This window comes from Pseudonocardia ailaonensis (genome assembly GCF_039531635.1).
GTDB lineage: Bacteria > Actinomycetota > Actinomycetes > Mycobacteriales > Pseudonocardiaceae > Pseudonocardia > Pseudonocardia ailaonensis.
The window spans coordinates 53,840-68,513 of the sequence record NZ_BAAAQK010000007.1 but is presented as its reverse complement, the minus strand read 5'-3'; the positions used below and the strand labels follow the sequence as shown (position 1 = coordinate 68,513).

Below are 14,674 nucleotides of genomic sequence, written 5' to 3'. Positions count from 1 at the left end.
CACCCTCGCCCACGCGACCCGTGGCCGTCACGATCTCTGTGAGTCGCCTCCCAGCATGCGGGCATCCGGTGGCTTACGTCCGGACACCATGGCACCCTGGGGGACATGCATGCGCTCACCCTGCGTCTCGTGGCACGTCGCCATGTGGACCTGCACCGGGTGAACAGCGCGCTCTGTCGGGCCTAGCGCCGTCGCGCCCACCGCCCGACCCCAGGCCGGACCCGACCCACCGAACGGTCGCGCCCCGCGCCGTCCCCCTCAGTAGAGCCCGGGAGCTCCCACCACCATGCCCCCCTCCGTGCCGACCGCAGCAGCGCCGGAAAAGAAGCGCAAGCGCGGCGAAGGCCAGTGGAAGCTCGGCCACCGCGAGCCGCTGACCCCGAACGAGCGCACCAAGCGCGACGACGACGGGCTCAACGTCCGCGCGCGCATCGAGAACATCTACGCCAAGCGTGGTTTCGACTCGATCGACCCGGGCGACCTGCGCGGGCGGTTCCGCTGGTGGGGCCTCTACACCCAGCGCAAGCCCGGGATCGACGGCGGCCGCACGGCCACCCTCGAGCCCGAGGAGCTCGACGACCGCTACTTCATGCTCCGCGTCCGCAGCGACGGCGGCGCGCTCACCACCGAGCAGCTGCGCGTCCTCGGTGAGCTCTCCCAGCAGTACGCGCGGAACACCGCGGACATCACCGACCGGCAGAACATCCAGTACCACTGGATCGAGGTCGAGAGCATGCCGGCGATCTGGGAGCGGCTCGAGGGCGTCGGCCTGCTCACGACCGAGGCGTGCGGCGACACCCCGCGCGTCATCCTGGGCTCCCCCGTCGCGGGCATCTCCGCCGACCACCCGATCGACCCCGAGCCGGCGATCCGCACGATCCTGGACCGCTACGTCGGCAACAGGGAGTTCTCGAACCTCCCGCGCAAGTTCAAGACGGCGATCTCCTGGGAGCAGGACGTCGCGCACGAGATCAACGACATCTCGTTCGTCGGCGTCGAGCACCCCGAGCACGGTCCCGGCTTCGACCTCTGGGTCGGCGGCGGCCTGTCCACCAACCCCAAGATCGCGACGCGGCTGGGTGCCTGGGTGCCGCTCGACGAGATCCCGGACGTGTGGGCCGGCGTCTGCGGTCTGTTCCGGGACTACGGCTACCGCCGGCTGCGCCATCGCGCGCGCATCAAGTTCCTGATCTCGGACTGGGGCGCCGAGGAGTTCCGCCGCGTCCTGGAGACCGAGTACCTCGGCCGCCCCCTGGTCGACGGCCCCGCCCCGGTCACGCCCGAGCGCCCGATCGACCACGTGGGCGTGCACAAGCAGAAGGACGGGCTGAACTACATCGGCCTGGCCCCGGCGTCCGGCCGCGTGTCCGGGGACATCCTGGTCGGGCTGGCGAAGGCCGCCGAGTCCGCGGGGTCCCGCCGGGTCCGGCTCACCGCGCAGCAGAAGGTCGTCGTCCTCGACGTGCCGGACGCGGCCGTGGAGGCGCTCACGAGCGAGGCCGAGGGGCTGGGCCTGCAGGCGAACCCGTCGCCGTGGCGGCGCGCGACCATGGCGTGCACCGGCATCGAGTTCTGCAAGCTGGCCATCGTCGAGACCAAGGAGCGGGCGATCCGCCTGGTCACGGACCTGGAGGAACGCCTCGCGGACATCCAGGGCGACATCGACACGCCCGTCTCGATCCACCTCAACGGCTGCCCGAACTCCTGCGCCCGCACCCAGGTCGCGGATATCGGGCTCAAGGGCATGATCGTCCAGGACGCCGACAAGAAGTCGGTCGAGGGCTTCCAGGTGCACCTGGGCGGCGGCCTGGGTCTCGACGCCGGCTTCGGCCGCAAGCTGCGCGGCCTCAAGGTCACCAGCGCCGAGCTCGGCGAGTACGTCGAGCGGGTGGTGCGGAAGTACGTCGCGCAGCGCGAGCAGGGCGAGCGGTTCGCGCAGTGGGTGCTCCGCGCCGAGGAGGCGGACCTCAAATGACTTCCCGCGTCGTGCCGTACCACTGCCCGTACTGCGGCGAGGAGGAGATCTCCCCCGCCGAGCGTTCGGAGAAGGTCCCCGGCGCCGCCTGGTGGTGCGCCTCGTGCCTGCGCACCTTCGTCGTCACGTTCGTCGGTATCGGGGTACCGGAAGGAGCATCGTGAGCCTTCGTGAGCTCGCCGCACAGGGGACCGAGGAGCTCGGGCCCGACGCGAGCGCCGAGGCGGTCCTCGCCTGGGCGGACGCGACCTTCGACAAGCTGATCGTCGCCTCCAACATGCAGGACGCCGTGCTGGTCGACCTGGCCGCCAAGGCCCGGCCCGGCATCGAGATCCTGTTCCTGGAGACCGGCTACCACTTCGCCGAGACGATCGGGACCCGCGACGCCGTCGAGCAGGTCTACGACGTCACGATGGTCAACGCGCTGCCCGCGCAGACCGTCGCCGAGCAGGACGCGAGCGAGGGCAAGGACCTCTTCGCGACGGACCCCAACCGCTGTTGCGCGCTGCGCAAGGTCGCCCCGCTCACGGACACCCTCGCGAAGTACGACGCCTGGGTCACCGGTGTCCGCCGCGTCGAGGCCCCCACCCGCGCGAACACCCCGCTCGTCACCTACGACGAGAAGTTCGACCTGGTGAAGATCAACCCGATCGCCGCCTGGAGCGACGAGGAGATGGCGCAGTACATCACCGAGCACCAGATCCTGGTGAACCCGCTGGTCGACGCCGGGTACCCGAGCATCGGCTGCGCGCCCTGCACCGCCAAGCCCCTCCCCGGGGCGGACCCGCGCAGCGGCCGCTGGGCGGGCACGTCGAAGATCGAATGCGGGCTGCACGTCTCATGACCACTGCTCTGGACGCCCTCGACGCGCTCGAGTCCGAGTCCATCCACATCTTCCGCGAGGTCGCCGGCGAGTTCGACCGCCCGGTGATCCTCTTCTCCGGCGGCAAGGACTCCACGCTGCTGGTGCACCTGGCCGTCAAGGCGTTCGCGCCCGCGCCGGTGCCGTTCCCGCTGCTGCACGTGGACACCGGGCACAACTTCGACGAGGTCATCGACTTCCGGGACGCCGTCGTCGAGCGCTTCGGCCTGCGGCTCGAGGTGGCGAAGGTCCAGGACTACATCGACGACGGCCGGCTGCTCGAGCGCGCGGACCTCACCCGCAACCCGCTGCAGACCCAGCCGCTGCTCGACGCGATCGTCGACAACAAGTTCGACGCCGTGTTCGGCGGCGGGCGCCGGGACGAGGAGCGGGCGCGCGCCAAGGAGCGGATCATGTCGCTCCGGGACGCGTTCGGTCGCTGGGACCCGCGCAAGCAGCGCCCCGAGCTGTGGAACCTCTACAACGGGCGGCACGCGCCGGGCGAGCACGTCCGCGTGTTCCCCATCTCCAACTGGACCGAGCTCGACGTGTGGCGCTACATCCAGCGCGAGAACATCGAGCTGCCGACCATCTACTACGCGCACCGGCGCGAGGTGTTCAAGCGGGACGGCATGTGGCTCACCGAGGGCCCGTGGTTCGGCGCCGGAGCCGGCGAGACGCTGGAGGACCGGTCCGTCCGCTACCGCACCGTCGGCGACGGGTCCTGCACCGGCGCGGTGGAGTCCACGGCGACCACGCTGGACGAGATCATCGCCGAGGTCACGGCCTCCCGGCTGACCGAGCGCGGCGCCACCCGCGCCGACGACCGCCTCTCCGAGGCGGCCATGGAAGACCGCAAGCGCGAGGGATACTTCTAATGCCTAGGGATCTTCTGCGCTTCGCGACGGCCGGCTCCGTCGACGACGGCAAGTCCACGCTGGTCGGGCGGCTGCTCTACGACACGAAGTCCGTGCTGGCGGACCAGATCGAGGCCGTGCAGCGCGCGTCCGTCGACAAGGGACTGTCCACTCCGGACCTGTCGCTGCTGGTCGACGGCCTGCGCGCCGAGCGCGAGCAGGGCATCACGATCGACGTGGCGTACCGCTACTTCGGCACGCCCACGCGCGAGTTCGTCCTGGCCGACACCCCCGGGCACGTCCAGTACACCCGCAACACGGTGACGGGCGCGTCGACCGCCGAGCTCGCCGTCCTGCTGGTCGACGCGCGGAACGGCATCGTCGAGCAGACCCGCCGGCACGCGACCGTCCTCGCGCTGCTGAAGGTCCCGCGCCTCGTCCTGGCGATCAACAAGATCGACCTCGTCGAGTACGACGAGGGCCTGCTGCGCGCGATCGAGAAGGAGTTCACCGGGCTCGCGAAGTCCCTCGGCTTCCCCGAGGACGCCGTGCAGACGATCCCGCTCTCGGCGCTGGTCGGGGACAACGTCGTCGAGCGCTCGGCCCGCACCCCCTGGTACGACGGCCCGACCCTGCTCGGCCACCTCGAGTCCGTCCCCGTGGTGGTGCCGGAGGTGACCGCGCCCTTCCGGATGCCGGTGCAGTACGTCATCCGGCCGCGGAGCAGCGCCGATGCGGACGCGTCGCGCTGGGGCGAGCTGCACGACTACCGCGGTTACGCGGGCCAGGTCGCGTCGGGCGTCGTCCGCCCCGGCGACCAGGTGGTCGTCCTCCCGGAGGGCCGCACCACCACGGTCACCCACGTCGACACCGCCGACGGCCCCCTCGAGTCGGCCGCGGCCGGGCTCTCGGTGACGATCCGCCTCGCGGACGACATCGACCTCTCGCGCGGCGACATGCTCGTCGCGGCGGACGCGCAGCCGACCGTCACCTCGGAGATCGACGCGACGCTGTGCTGGCTGGGCGACAAGCCGCTGCGCCCCAACGCCCGGCTGCTGCTCAAGCACGGCACCCGCACGACGCAGGCCATCGTCGGCGCCCCGGACTGCCGGATCGACACGGACACCCTCACCGAGGTGGACGCGGAGACCTTGTCGCTCAACGACATCGGCCGGGTCACGATCCGCACCGCGGACCCGCTGCCGGTCGACGAGTACGCCGACATCCGCGCCACGGGCAGCTTCCTGCTGATCGACCCGCCCACCGGCAACACCCTCGCCGCGGGCCTCGTCGGCACCCCCCTCTCCCTCACCACCGCCTGAGCCGTGCGCCCCCACGACCCGCGAGCGCCCTCTCCCCCAACCCGCGAGTCGGCACTTCCGGGAGGCCGGAACACACGCTCACGACGCGAGCGCGTCTCCCACGCCCACCGAGTAGCCACGCGGGCGGAGCCCGCCGTCGGCCGGGCCACGACGCACATTCTGACGACGGGCCCCCGGCCGTGACCGCCCCCGTCCTGGTCGCGGTCGCCCACGGCAGCCGCGATCCCCGCTCGTCGACGACGGTCCGGGCGCTCGTCGACCTCGTCCGCGAGCGCGCACCGGGCACCGACGTCCGGCCCGCCTTCCTCGACTTCGACCACCCGGGCCTCACGGACGTGCTCGCCGGCCTCGGCGACCGCCCGGCGGTGGTCGTCCCGCTGCTGCTCGGCTCGGCGTACCACGCCCGCGTCGACATCCCGGCGATCGTGGCCGCGACCAGGCCGGACGTCCCGGTGGCCGACGTCCTCGGCCCCGACCCGGCGCTGCTCGACGTCGCCGCCGAACGGCTCGGCGAGCTGGGTCTCACCCCCGGCGACCCGGGGCTGGGCATCGTCCTCGCCGCGACCGGGTCCACGCACGCGGCGGCGAACGAGGTCGTCCACCGGCTGGCCGCGCGCTGGCCGGGCACCCTCGCCGGTTTCGCGACGGCCACCCCCGGGATCGGGCACGCGGTCGCGCGGCTGCGGGCGCAGGGCGCCGAGCGGATCGCCGTCGCCTCGTGGTTCCTCGCCCCGGGCCGCCTCCTGGACCGGGTCCACGAGCAGGCCGGCGCCCCGGTCGCGGAGGCGCTCGGAGCCCATCCGGCGATCGCCGATCTCGTGATCACCCGGTACCGGAGGGCGCTGACCAGCCACCTCCTCCGCGCAGCCTGACCCGCGGGCTGCGCTTCCCCGGCTCCCGCCGCACGCGAGTCGGCACGCGAACGGAGCGCGCCATCTGCGGGCCGATCGCCCGAATCGCGCACGTCCGTCGACCGTCGACCGTCGACCTGTCGACCCGTCCGCCCGGCCGCGACCGCCCGACCGCCCGACCGCTACGAGCCGGGCAGGCTCGCCCCCACTCCCCACTCGTGGTGTGCGGCGGACGACCCGGGCGCCTGTCGCTCCGCCTCGTTCCGGTCGCTCCGGTCCCTGGCCGCGCCGCGGCCGGATTCGACCGGCGAGCACAAGACCTGCTCGCGTCGTCAGCGTGTGTTTCGGCCTCCCGGAAGTGCCGACTCGCGGGTTGGGGAGGGGCGCTCGCGTGCCGGCTCGCGGGGGTGTCGGGGGCCGACTCGCGGTGGGTCAGGCCGCGGCTTCGGATTCCGCGGCCACAGACTGCAGGACGGCGCGGGCGACGGCGTCGTTGTAGCGGAGGCTCTGGGCGTTCATGCCGGGTCTGGTGAAGGCGCCGGCGACCTTGACCATGGTGTGGGGGCCGACGGCGAAGCGGTGGGGGTGGGCCTCGCCCGCCGCGTCGATGATCGCGCCGTCCGACGGGCGGACCTGGATCAGGCCGGTGCGGCGGAGCTCGGTGCCGTCGGCCGCGGTGATGATCTGCTCGCTCACCTCGCCCGTGGCGTACAGGCTCGCGAGGAGCGGATCGGCGGTGCGGTCGAGGCTGGGGTCCGGGAGGCGGGCGTCGACCAGGATCGTGGACTCCACCGGCGGGGCACCGGCCAGCGCCGTACTGCCGGCCCGGAAGACGGATCCGTCGAGGTCCACCCACATCCCCGGGCCCAGGAACTGCACGTACCCCGCCTCGGACAGCGCCAGGAGCTGGCGCACCCGGAAGCCGGGCGGCCCGCTCGCGACGCCGTTGAAGAAGCCCTGCCACCAGCCCAGGTCCCGGGCCCGCGACTCGGGCGAGAGCGCCGGGTGCAGCCGCATGAGCTCGCCGTAGACCCCGAGCATCGCGACGAAGGCGCCCAGGTGCGGGGTGTGTCGCTCGTCGACGTGCTGGCGCAGGTCCTCCGCGATCCGCTCCCGGACGAGCGGCTGCAGCTCCTCGAGCGAGTCCGCGGTGAGCCCGGCGAAGGGCCGGTCGAGGGCGTCGAAGTCGATGCGGTCCACGGGATCCGGCACCGCCGCGGCCAGGAGCTCCGCCATCGGTGCGGTGCCCCAGTCCAGCGGGGCGAAGTCCGCGAGGAACGCGGACCACGACCGCGTGACCAGCGACGGATGCCCCAGGAACAGCTCGTGGTACCAGCCGAACGCGATCTCCTTGGCGATCAACGGCCAGAGGTCGCGGTGCAGGTCGAGCGGCTGCGGCAGGGCGTCGGTGACCTCGGGGACGAAGAAGCGCGGCACGGGCGGGCGGCCGCCGAGGAGCTGGTAGTGCGTCTTCGAGTGGTAGGGCGCCCCGCGCGGGGAGCCCGCGACCAGCCGCGGTTCCCGTCCGGAGGGGATGTAGCGACCGCCGGAGAACCGCCCGCCGCGACCCTCGAACAGCAGCACCACGAGATCGACGAAGGCCAGCCCGAGCCCGCGCGCGATCACCGTCTCCCCCGGTTCGATCACGGAGAGGTCGCTGTCCGCGGTCTGCTCCGGCGGCAGATACCGCAGGCCACGGGCCTGCGCGTCCTCCAGCAGCGTCTGCTCATCGGGCGCCGGCGTGGCGTCCAGGTGGCCCGACGCGAGCACCACCGCGTCCGCCACCACCGGCGGCTCATCCTCGATCGAGACGACCTGCCGGCCGCCCCGCTCGGCGAGCCCGACGGCCCGGGCGGCGTGGACGTGCACCCGCACGGACGACGGCAGGCCGGCGACCACGGAGTCCAGCACCGCACCCAGGTAGCGGCTCTGCAGGCGCCGGCTCGGGAAGGTCGACGCCGTGACCGCGCCCAGCTCGGCCGCGAGCTCCGCGGGCCAGCCGGTGGTGTCCGCCGTCCGGGACCAATCGAAGAAGGTCGGGCCCGGCACGATCGGGCCGGCGCAGACCACCGAGTCGTCCGTGAACATCGTGACGTCCGCGGCCATGGAGTTCATCGCGAGCAGCCCGGGCTGCGCGTCCCGCCAGATCCGCCCGGCCCCCGCGGGGTACGGGTCGATCAGGTGCACGTCGAGGTCGCCGGTGGCGAGCTCGGGCGCGCTGGCGGCGATCCGTTCCAGGATCCCGACGCCGCGCGGTCCGGCGCCGACGATCGCGATGGTGGGCATGAGGGTCCTCTCTCCGGGGATGGCGACGGGAGAGGTGCGGTCAGAGCGCGGCGGCACACCGGCACAGGTCGACGTGGCGGCGCAGCGCCGGCCAGGTCGAACGTGCCTTGTCCATCGTTCGACAGTAGCGCCGGGCACCCCTGGCCGCATTCCCGTTGCGGCCCCGGTCACGCGGATCGTTGCGCCGGGCGCCGCGGCGTGCTGTCGTGGAGCCATGACGCCGCTGGTCTCCCGCCGGCACATCGACCTGGGCCGCACCGCGTCGGCCCTCTAGTTCGCCCTGCCGTCACCGATCCCCACGACGACAGGACACCCATGCCCATCGAGTTCCTCGGCATCGGAGCGACCAACGACGGGACCGAGACCCGTCCCCGCTCCGGCCCCGCCTTCGATCCCCGGTACACGCTCGCCCTGGCCCGTGCTCACGAGGAGCACGGCTGGGACCGCGTCCTCACCGCCTACTCCTCCGGCAGCCCCGATCCCGGGCAGGCCGCGGCCTACATCGCCGACCACCGAGCGGCTGCAGCTGCTGCTCGCGCACCGCCCGAACGTCTCGTACCCGACCTTCACGGCCAAGACCGTGGCGACGCTCGACGCGATGTCCGGCGGCCGGCTGACCCTGCACGTCATCACCGGCGGCAACGACCACGAGCAGCAGCGCGAGGGCGACACCCTGCCCAAGGACCGCCGCTACGACCGCACCCGCGAAGCGGTGCAGATCCTCAAGCGGGCGTGGACCGAGTCCGAACCGTGGGACTTCCACGGCGAGCACTACGACTTCACCGACTTCGTGCTCGACGTGGAGCCCGCCCAGAAGCCGCGCCCGAAGATCTCGTTCGGCGGCTCCTCGCCGGCCGCCTACAAGGTCGGCGCCGAGGAGGCGGACATCTACGCGCTGTGGGGCGAGCCGCTCGCCGGCACCGCCGAGCAGATCCAGACGATCACCCGGATCGCCGAGGAGGCCGGCCGGGACGCGCCGACGTTCCAGGTCGCCTTCCGCCCGATCCTCGGCCGCACCGAGGAGGAGGCCTGGGAGAAGGCCCACGCCACGGTGGCGCAGATCCGGGCGCGCACCGCAGGCGGGCAGCAGCTCACCCGCCGCCACAGCCTCACGGGGCCCGAGAACGCGGGCTCGCAACGACTTCTCGCGATCGAGGGCGAGCGCCACGACCGTGCACTGTGGACCGTCACGGCAGCGGCGACCGGCGGCGCGGGCAACTCGACGGCGCTGGTGGGCACCCCCGAGACGGTCGCCGCCGCACTGATGGACTACTACGACCTCGGCGTCCGGATCCTCTCCGCCCGCGGCTACGACCTCCTGGAGACGGCCCGGGAGTTCGGCGACCAGGTGATCCCGCTGGTCCGCCAGGAGGTGGCCCGCCGGGACGCCGCAGCCGCCTGACCCCGTGAGTGGCGATAGTCGCCAGAGCGACTATCGCCACTCACAGGGGCAGGAAACGGGCCAGCTTCCCCGACGCGGCGTTGCGCGGGATCCGGTCGACGAGGCGGACGTCGACCACGGCGCCGGGGAAACCGAAGCGCGCCAGCTCCGTGATCAGGGCGGCGCGGACCGCGGCGGGATCCGGGGAGCCGACCACCAGCACCTCCGCGCCCGCGCGCGTCTGGTGCACCTGGTACTCCGATATCCGCGGGTCCACGCCCAGGACCAGCCGGAACGCGCTGGCGGGCACGACGAGGGCGCCGTAGCGGAAGTCGTCGTCGCGCCGGCCCGCGACCGCGGCGATCCGGGGCATCGCGCTCCCGCAGGGGCACGGCCCGGGCAGCGGGGTGACATCGTCGCCGAGGTCGTAGCGCAGGAAGGGGAACGCATAGCCCGCGAGGCCCGTGGCGAGCGTGCGCACCGCGGGCTCGTCCGGGCCGACCGGGCGGCCCACGGCGTCGACGCGTTCGAGGATCACCTCGTCCGCGCACACGTGCAGCCCCTCACCGATCCCGCAGCCGACCGCCTGCACGCCGATCTCCGTGGAGCCCCAGAGGTTGTGCACCGGTGCGCCCCAGGCGTTCTCGATCGCCTCGCGGTCCTCCTCGGTCAGCGGCTCGGAGTTGGTGCTCACGCGTGCCGGCCGGATGTCGAGGTCCCCGGCGAGCGTGGCGCGGGCCAGCCGGCCGATCACCGACGCGTACCCGACGAGGGCGGCGGGCCGGGCCACCCGCGCGGCGGCGAGCACCTCGTCGAACGGGGCCGCCGCCGGGATGACGACGGTGCTCGCCGAGGCCGAGGCCGGCACGTCGAACAACGGGGTGCTGGCGTGCGGCGGCCCGCCCGCGGACAGGACCGCGAGCCGTTCCGGTCCGGCCGGATCGGCCCGCCGCTGCCACCGCCACGCCAGGCACGCGAGCGTCACGAACTGTTCCCAGCCCCACACGTACACCCCGCGCACCCCGCTGGAGCCACCGGAGCTGAAGACCTGCAAGGCATCCGGCGTGTAGCCGAACCACTCCTGCGTGGCGAGCACCCGCTCTGCGGCGGCCCGGTCCACGCCCGGGACGGTGACGATCGCGTCCCACTCCTGCTGCGCCTCACCCTTGAGCATGGGTGGCAGCGCGGCCAGATCGGCGACCGTCGCCGTCGCCGGGTCGAGACCGCCCATCCGGGCGGCGTGGAAGGGCGAGCGCTCGCGTGCCCATCCGAGCAGTGCCCGCAGCCGTTCGGTGCGGTGGCTCTCGATCCGCTCCGCGGACCAGTCGAGGCGTGCGACGTGGTCGTCGAGCGCGCCGCGGACCGCGGCCAGGTGGGCGGCGCGGAGCCGCTCGTACGCGGCATGTCCGGGGTGGGCCACAGGCAGGAGTGTGGCCCACCCCGGGACGGTCCGGCTAGAACTCCGCGACCGCCGGCACCACCTCGGCACCGAGCCGGCGGATCGGCTCGATCTCCGACACGTCCGGCATCAGGCCGTGGAACTGCTGGATGCCGAGCTTGCCGAGCTCCTCCAGGTGCGCGACGAGCTCCTTCGGCTCGCTCGCGTAGGCCGGGCCCATGACCGTCTTCTCGATCGTGTCGTAGTCCCGGCCGAGGTCGTCGCAGTGCTGGCGCAGCACGTCGAGCTTGTGCGACAGCTCGGGGCCGTCGAAGAGGTTGCAGGCGTCCGCGTACTGGGCGACCATCCGCAGCGTCTTCTTCTCCCCCGCGCCGCCGATCAGGATCGGCGGGTGCGGGCGGCGCAGCGACTGGGGCGAGTTCATGGTGCGCGCCAACGTGTAGTGCGTGCCCTCGTAGGCGCCCTCGTCGTCGCCCCACATCTGCAGGCAGATCTGCAGCGTCTCCTCGAGGCGCTCGAAGCGCTCCTTGGTCGACGGGAAGAACAGCCCCAGACCGCGGGACTCCTCCTCGTTCCACGCCGCGCCGATGCCGAGCATGGCGCGGCCCTTGGACAGCACGTCCAGGGTCGTCACGATCTTGGCCAGCAGGCCGGGATCGCGGTAGCTGACGGCCGTGACCCAGGCCAGGAGCTCGACGCGCTCCGTGCGCGCCGCCAGGTAGCCCAGGGTCGTGTAGGCCTCGAGCATGTCGTTCTCGATGGGGCCGACCGGCCCGATCTGGAACACGTGGTCCATCACGCTGATCCGGGACAGACCGGCCTCCTCCGCCGCGACGGCGATCCGGGTGAGGTCGTCCGCGAGGCCGGTGGGGCCGTTCGGGTAGGTGAAGTCCGCGATGTGCAGGCCGAGTTTCACGCTTCTCCTCGTAGGTGGATGGTCCTCCGTTTACGAGGTTAGTCCTCTTCCCGCGACTCCGCCCGCCCGCGCTTCGCCCGGGCCCGGAGCGTCAGAGCACGGCCTGGGACCGGGTCACCCGCGCGGTCGGGCGACCCCGGTCGTCCCGGACGTCCGCGACCCGACGATCGAGGTCCGGCCCGCGTGCAGCACGGTGGCCGCGGCCTCGATCCCGCCCTCGGTGACCGGCCGCAGGAAGGTGGTCGACGACGACGTGAGCCGACCCTGGCCCGATCCGTGCGCCCGCGCCATTACCCACGAGGTCATCGCGGCGCGTACCCCGCGGCCGTAGCGTCGCCGCCATGACGATGGCACTCGAGACGGGGTTCGGCGGGCTGCTGCGGGAGTGGCGGCAGCGCCGCCGGCTCACGCAGCTCGACCTGGGGTTGGCGGCCGAGGTCTCGGCGCGGCACCTGTCCTTCCTCGAGACCGGCCGCTCGAGGCCGAGCCGGGACATGGTCCTGCACCTGGCCGAGCAGCTCGACGTGCCGCTGCGCACGCGCAACGAGCTGCTGGTCGCGGCCGGTTTCGCGCCGGCCTACACGCAGCACTCGCTGGCGTCGTCGGAGATGGCGGAGGTCCACGCGTCGCTGAACCGGCTGCTCGCGGCGCACGACCCGTTCCCGGCCGTCCTGGTCGACGGGCAGTGGGACATGATCGACGCCAACCGGGCCGCCTCGGTGTTCGTCGAGCTCGTGGACCCGGGCCTGCTCGCCCCGCCCGCCAACGTCCTGCGGCTCTCGCTGCACCCGCGGGGGCTCGCGCGGTACGTCGACGGCCTCGACGAGTACGCCGCCCACCTGGTCTCGCGGGTACGCCGGCAGGCGGAGCGGGCCGCCGATCCCGCCCTCGGCGCCCTGCTCGACGAGCTCACGGGCTACTGCCGCACCCTCGGCCTGGACCCGCACGCCCACCCGCGCAACACGGTCGTCCTGCCGCTGCGGCTCCGTCATCCCGGCCACCCGGACGGCCCCCTGACCTTCTTCTCGACGGTCGCGGTGCTGGGCGCCCCCCTCGACATCACCCTGGAGGAGGTGGCCGTGGAGTCCTTCTTCCCCGCCGACACCACGACCTCCGGGTACCTGACCCGCCGGTTCGGCGGAGCCACGCCCTCGTGAGTGGCGATGGTCGCCATGGCGACCATCGCCACTCACGGGCATGCTCGGGCGCATGACGCGTCCGCCCTTCCACCTCGCCATCCCTGTCGACGACATCGAGGCCGCGCGGCGCTTCTACGGGGAGGTCCTCAGGTTCGGCCGGGGGCGCTCCGCCGAGCACTGGACGGACTGGGACGTCCACGGGCACCAGGTCGTCACCCACCAGGTGGCGAGCCACCCCGGGCCCGCCGGCACCAACCCCGTCGACGGGAAGGCGGTCCCGGTGCCGCACTTCGGGGTCGTGCTGCCCGTGCCGGAGTTCACCGCGCTGGCCGAGCGGGTGCGCGGCGCCGGGGTCGAGTTCGTGATCGAGCCCTACGTCCGGTTCGCGGGCGAGCCCGGCGAGCAGCACACGATGTTCTTCCTCGATCCGGCCGGGAACGCGCTGGAGTTCAAGGCCTTCGCCGATCCCGAGCAGCTGTTCGCGGTGTGAGATGGCCACTGTGGAGGACGTGCACGAGCTGGCGCTGGCGATGCCGCACGTGACCGTCGTCGAGGGTCCGAAGAGCAATCCCGTGTACCAGGTGGGCGGGAAGTCGTTCGTCTTCTTCCGCACCCCGCGCCCGGACGCCGTCGATCCCACGACCGGCGCGCGCTACGACGACGTGATCGTGTTCTGGGTCCCGTCCGAGGAGGACAAGACCGCGCTCGTCCAGGACCCCGGCTCGCCCTTCTTCACCACGCCGCACTTCGACGGCCATCCGTCCGTGCTGGTCCGGGCGTCCCGGCTCGGCGAGCTCGACCGGGCCGAGCTCGCCGAGGTCGTGCAGGACGCCTGGCTCTCCCGGGCCTCGGCCCGGCGGGCGGCGACCTGGCTCGCGGCGCACCCGTCCCAGTAACGTGCCGGGGGTGAGCTCCCTCGTGCACCGCGACACCATCGACGGCGTCGCCACCATCACGCTCGACTCCCCGGCGAACCGCAACGCCCTGTCCGCGCAGCTGCGCCGCGAGCTGATCGGGCACCTCGACGCCGCGATCGCGGACGAGAGCGCGCGGGTGATCGTGCTGACCCACACCGGCACGGTCTTCTGCGCCGGCATGGACCTCAAGGAGTCCCGGGGCGCGGGCGCCGAGCAGCAGGGCGTCACCGAGGTCCCGCGGATCCTGTCGACGATCTGGGAGTCGCCGACGCCCGTGATCGCCCGGCTGACCGGGCCCGCCCGCGCCGGCGGCGTCGGGATCGTGGCGGCCTGCGACCTCGCGATCGCGAACGAGGAGGCCACGTTCGCCTTCTCCGAGGTGCGCATCGGCGTCATCCCCGCCGTCATCTCGGTGACGGTGCTGCCGCGGCTGTTCCCGCGTGCCGCCCACGAGCTGTTCCTGACCGGCGAGACCTTCGACGCCCGCCGCGCGGTGGAGATCGGGCTGCTCAACCGCGCGGTGCCCGCCGCGGAGGTCGACGCCGAGGTCGCCCGCTACGCCGCCATGCTGCGGCTCGGCGCCCCCCTCGCGCTGGCCGGCACGAAGGAGCTGTTGCGGCGCAGCTCCTCCGGCGTGATGGCCGACGACTTCGCGGCCATGAACACGCTCTCCGCGGGCTACTTCGCCGGCGAGGAGGGCCAGGAGGGCATCCGCGCGTTCGGCGAGAAGCGCAAGCCCTCCTGGGTCGCCGCGGGCTGAGTCCGGCCG

At 73.1% G+C, this 14,674-nt stretch carries 16 protein-coding genes; 12 read left to right on the top strand and 4 right to left on the bottom strand.

Annotated features, from left to right (window positions below; translation table 11 throughout):
- Positions 1 to 105: 105 nt before the first annotated feature.
- The 7 genes from ABD324_RS37275 to ABD324_RS14980 all read left to right on the top strand — a co-directional run bounded on the left by ABD324_RS37275 (position 106) and on the right by ABD324_RS14980 (position 5,888).
- Positions 106 to 186 carry a putative leader peptide gene (locus tag ABD324_RS37275; RefSeq protein ID WP_425565859.1) on the top strand — a complete coding sequence of 27 codons (81 nt, stop codon included), beginning with the start codon at positions 106 to 108 and terminating at the stop codon, positions 184 to 186.
- A gap of 112 nt (positions 187 to 298) precedes the next feature.
- Entirely contained in the window at positions 299 to 1,975 is a 1,677-nt protein-coding gene (locus ABD324_RS15005; protein WP_425565855.1) for a nitrite/sulfite reductase, read from the top strand.
- Complete coding sequence (locus ABD324_RS15000; protein ID WP_344416885.1) at positions 1,972 to 2,139, top strand: Insertion element protein; 168 nt, start codon at positions 1,972 to 1,974, stop codon at positions 2,137 to 2,139. Before ABD324_RS15005 ends, ABD324_RS15000 begins: the two co-directional genes overlap by 4 nt.
- Positions 2,136 to 2,819, top strand: a complete 684-nt coding sequence (locus ABD324_RS14995; protein ID WP_344416883.1) for a phosphoadenylyl-sulfate reductase — start codon at positions 2,136 to 2,138, stop codon at positions 2,817 to 2,819. The genes ABD324_RS15000 and ABD324_RS14995 overlap by 4 nt, the downstream gene beginning before the upstream one ends.
- On the top strand, positions 2,816 to 3,715 hold the full coding sequence (gene cysD / locus ABD324_RS14990; RefSeq protein WP_344416881.1) for a sulfate adenylyltransferase subunit CysD: 900 nt from the start codon (positions 2,816 to 2,818) through the stop codon (positions 3,713 to 3,715). The genes ABD324_RS14995 and cysD overlap by 4 nt, the downstream gene beginning before the upstream one ends.
- Positions 3,715 to 5,016, top strand: coding sequence for a sulfate adenylyltransferase subunit 1 (locus ABD324_RS14985; protein ID WP_344416879.1), 1,302 nt, complete (start codon positions 3,715 to 3,717; stop codon positions 5,014 to 5,016). The genes cysD and ABD324_RS14985 overlap by 1 nt, the downstream gene beginning before the upstream one ends.
- A 179-nt stretch (positions 5,017 to 5,195) precedes the next feature.
- Positions 5,196 to 5,888, top strand: a complete 693-nt coding sequence (locus ABD324_RS14980; protein ID WP_344416877.1) for a sirohydrochlorin chelatase — start codon at positions 5,196 to 5,198, stop codon at positions 5,886 to 5,888.
- 411 nt (positions 5,889 to 6,299) lie between these two features.
- Here the strand turns inward: ABD324_RS14980 and ABD324_RS14975 are convergent, their stop codons facing one another.
- The gene (locus ABD324_RS14975; RefSeq protein ID WP_344416875.1) at positions 6,300 to 8,153 is read right to left on the bottom strand and encodes an FAD/NAD(P)-binding protein; all 1,854 of its coding nucleotides are present in this window, start codon (positions 8,151 to 8,153) and stop codon (positions 6,300 to 6,302) included.
- A gap of 418 nt (positions 8,154 to 8,571) precedes the next feature.
- Here ABD324_RS14975 and ABD324_RS14970 point away from each other — a divergent pair, with 418 nt between their 5' ends.
- Positions 8,572 to 9,555: an LLM class flavin-dependent oxidoreductase gene (locus ABD324_RS14970; protein ID WP_344416872.1), complete on the top strand. Its 984-nt coding sequence runs from the start codon at positions 8,572 to 8,574 to the stop codon at positions 9,553 to 9,555.
- Between the two features lie 40 nt (positions 9,556 to 9,595).
- On the opposite strand, the gene ABD324_RS14965 is transcribed toward ABD324_RS14970, so the two are convergent.
- From ABD324_RS14965 to ABD324_RS14955, 3 genes are all read right to left on the bottom strand, one after another.
- Positions 9,596 to 10,954, bottom strand: a complete 1,359-nt coding sequence (locus tag ABD324_RS14965) for a phenylacetate--CoA ligase family protein (protein WP_344416870.1) — start codon at positions 10,952 to 10,954, stop codon at positions 9,596 to 9,598.
- A gap of 34 nt (positions 10,955 to 10,988) precedes the next feature.
- Positions 10,989 to 11,849: an LLM class F420-dependent oxidoreductase gene (locus ABD324_RS14960; RefSeq protein ID WP_344416868.1), complete on the bottom strand. Its 861-nt coding sequence runs from the start codon at positions 11,847 to 11,849 to the stop codon at positions 10,989 to 10,991.
- 114 nt (positions 11,850 to 11,963) lie between these two features.
- Positions 11,964 to 12,155, bottom strand: coding sequence for a hotdog domain-containing protein (locus ABD324_RS14955; RefSeq protein WP_344416866.1), 192 nt, complete (start codon positions 12,153 to 12,155; stop codon positions 11,964 to 11,966).
- 35 nt (positions 12,156 to 12,190) lie between these two features.
- Here ABD324_RS14955 and ABD324_RS14950 point away from each other — a divergent pair, with 35 nt between their 5' ends.
- Genes ABD324_RS14950 through ABD324_RS14935 form a run of 4 tightly spaced genes read left to right on the top strand, consistent with a single transcriptional unit; the run spans position 12,191 to position 14,665 of the window.
- Complete coding sequence (locus ABD324_RS14950; RefSeq protein ID WP_344416864.1) at positions 12,191 to 13,006, top strand: helix-turn-helix domain-containing protein; 816 nt, start codon at positions 12,191 to 12,193, stop codon at positions 13,004 to 13,006.
- Between the two features lie 52 nt (positions 13,007 to 13,058).
- Positions 13,059 to 13,478: a VOC family protein gene (locus ABD324_RS14945; protein WP_344416862.1), complete on the top strand. Its 420-nt coding sequence runs from the start codon at positions 13,059 to 13,061 to the stop codon at positions 13,476 to 13,478.
- A 1-nt stretch (position 13,479) separates the two neighbouring features.
- Complete coding sequence (locus ABD324_RS14940; protein ID WP_344416860.1) at positions 13,480 to 13,884, top strand: MmcQ/YjbR family DNA-binding protein; 405 nt, start codon at positions 13,480 to 13,482, stop codon at positions 13,882 to 13,884.
- A 1-nt stretch (position 13,885) separates the two neighbouring features.
- A complete protein-coding gene (locus ABD324_RS14935; protein WP_425565854.1) occupies positions 13,886 to 14,665 on the top strand; it encodes an enoyl-CoA hydratase-related protein in 780 nt (259 codons plus the stop codon).
- Positions 14,666 to 14,674: the final 9 nt, after the last annotated feature.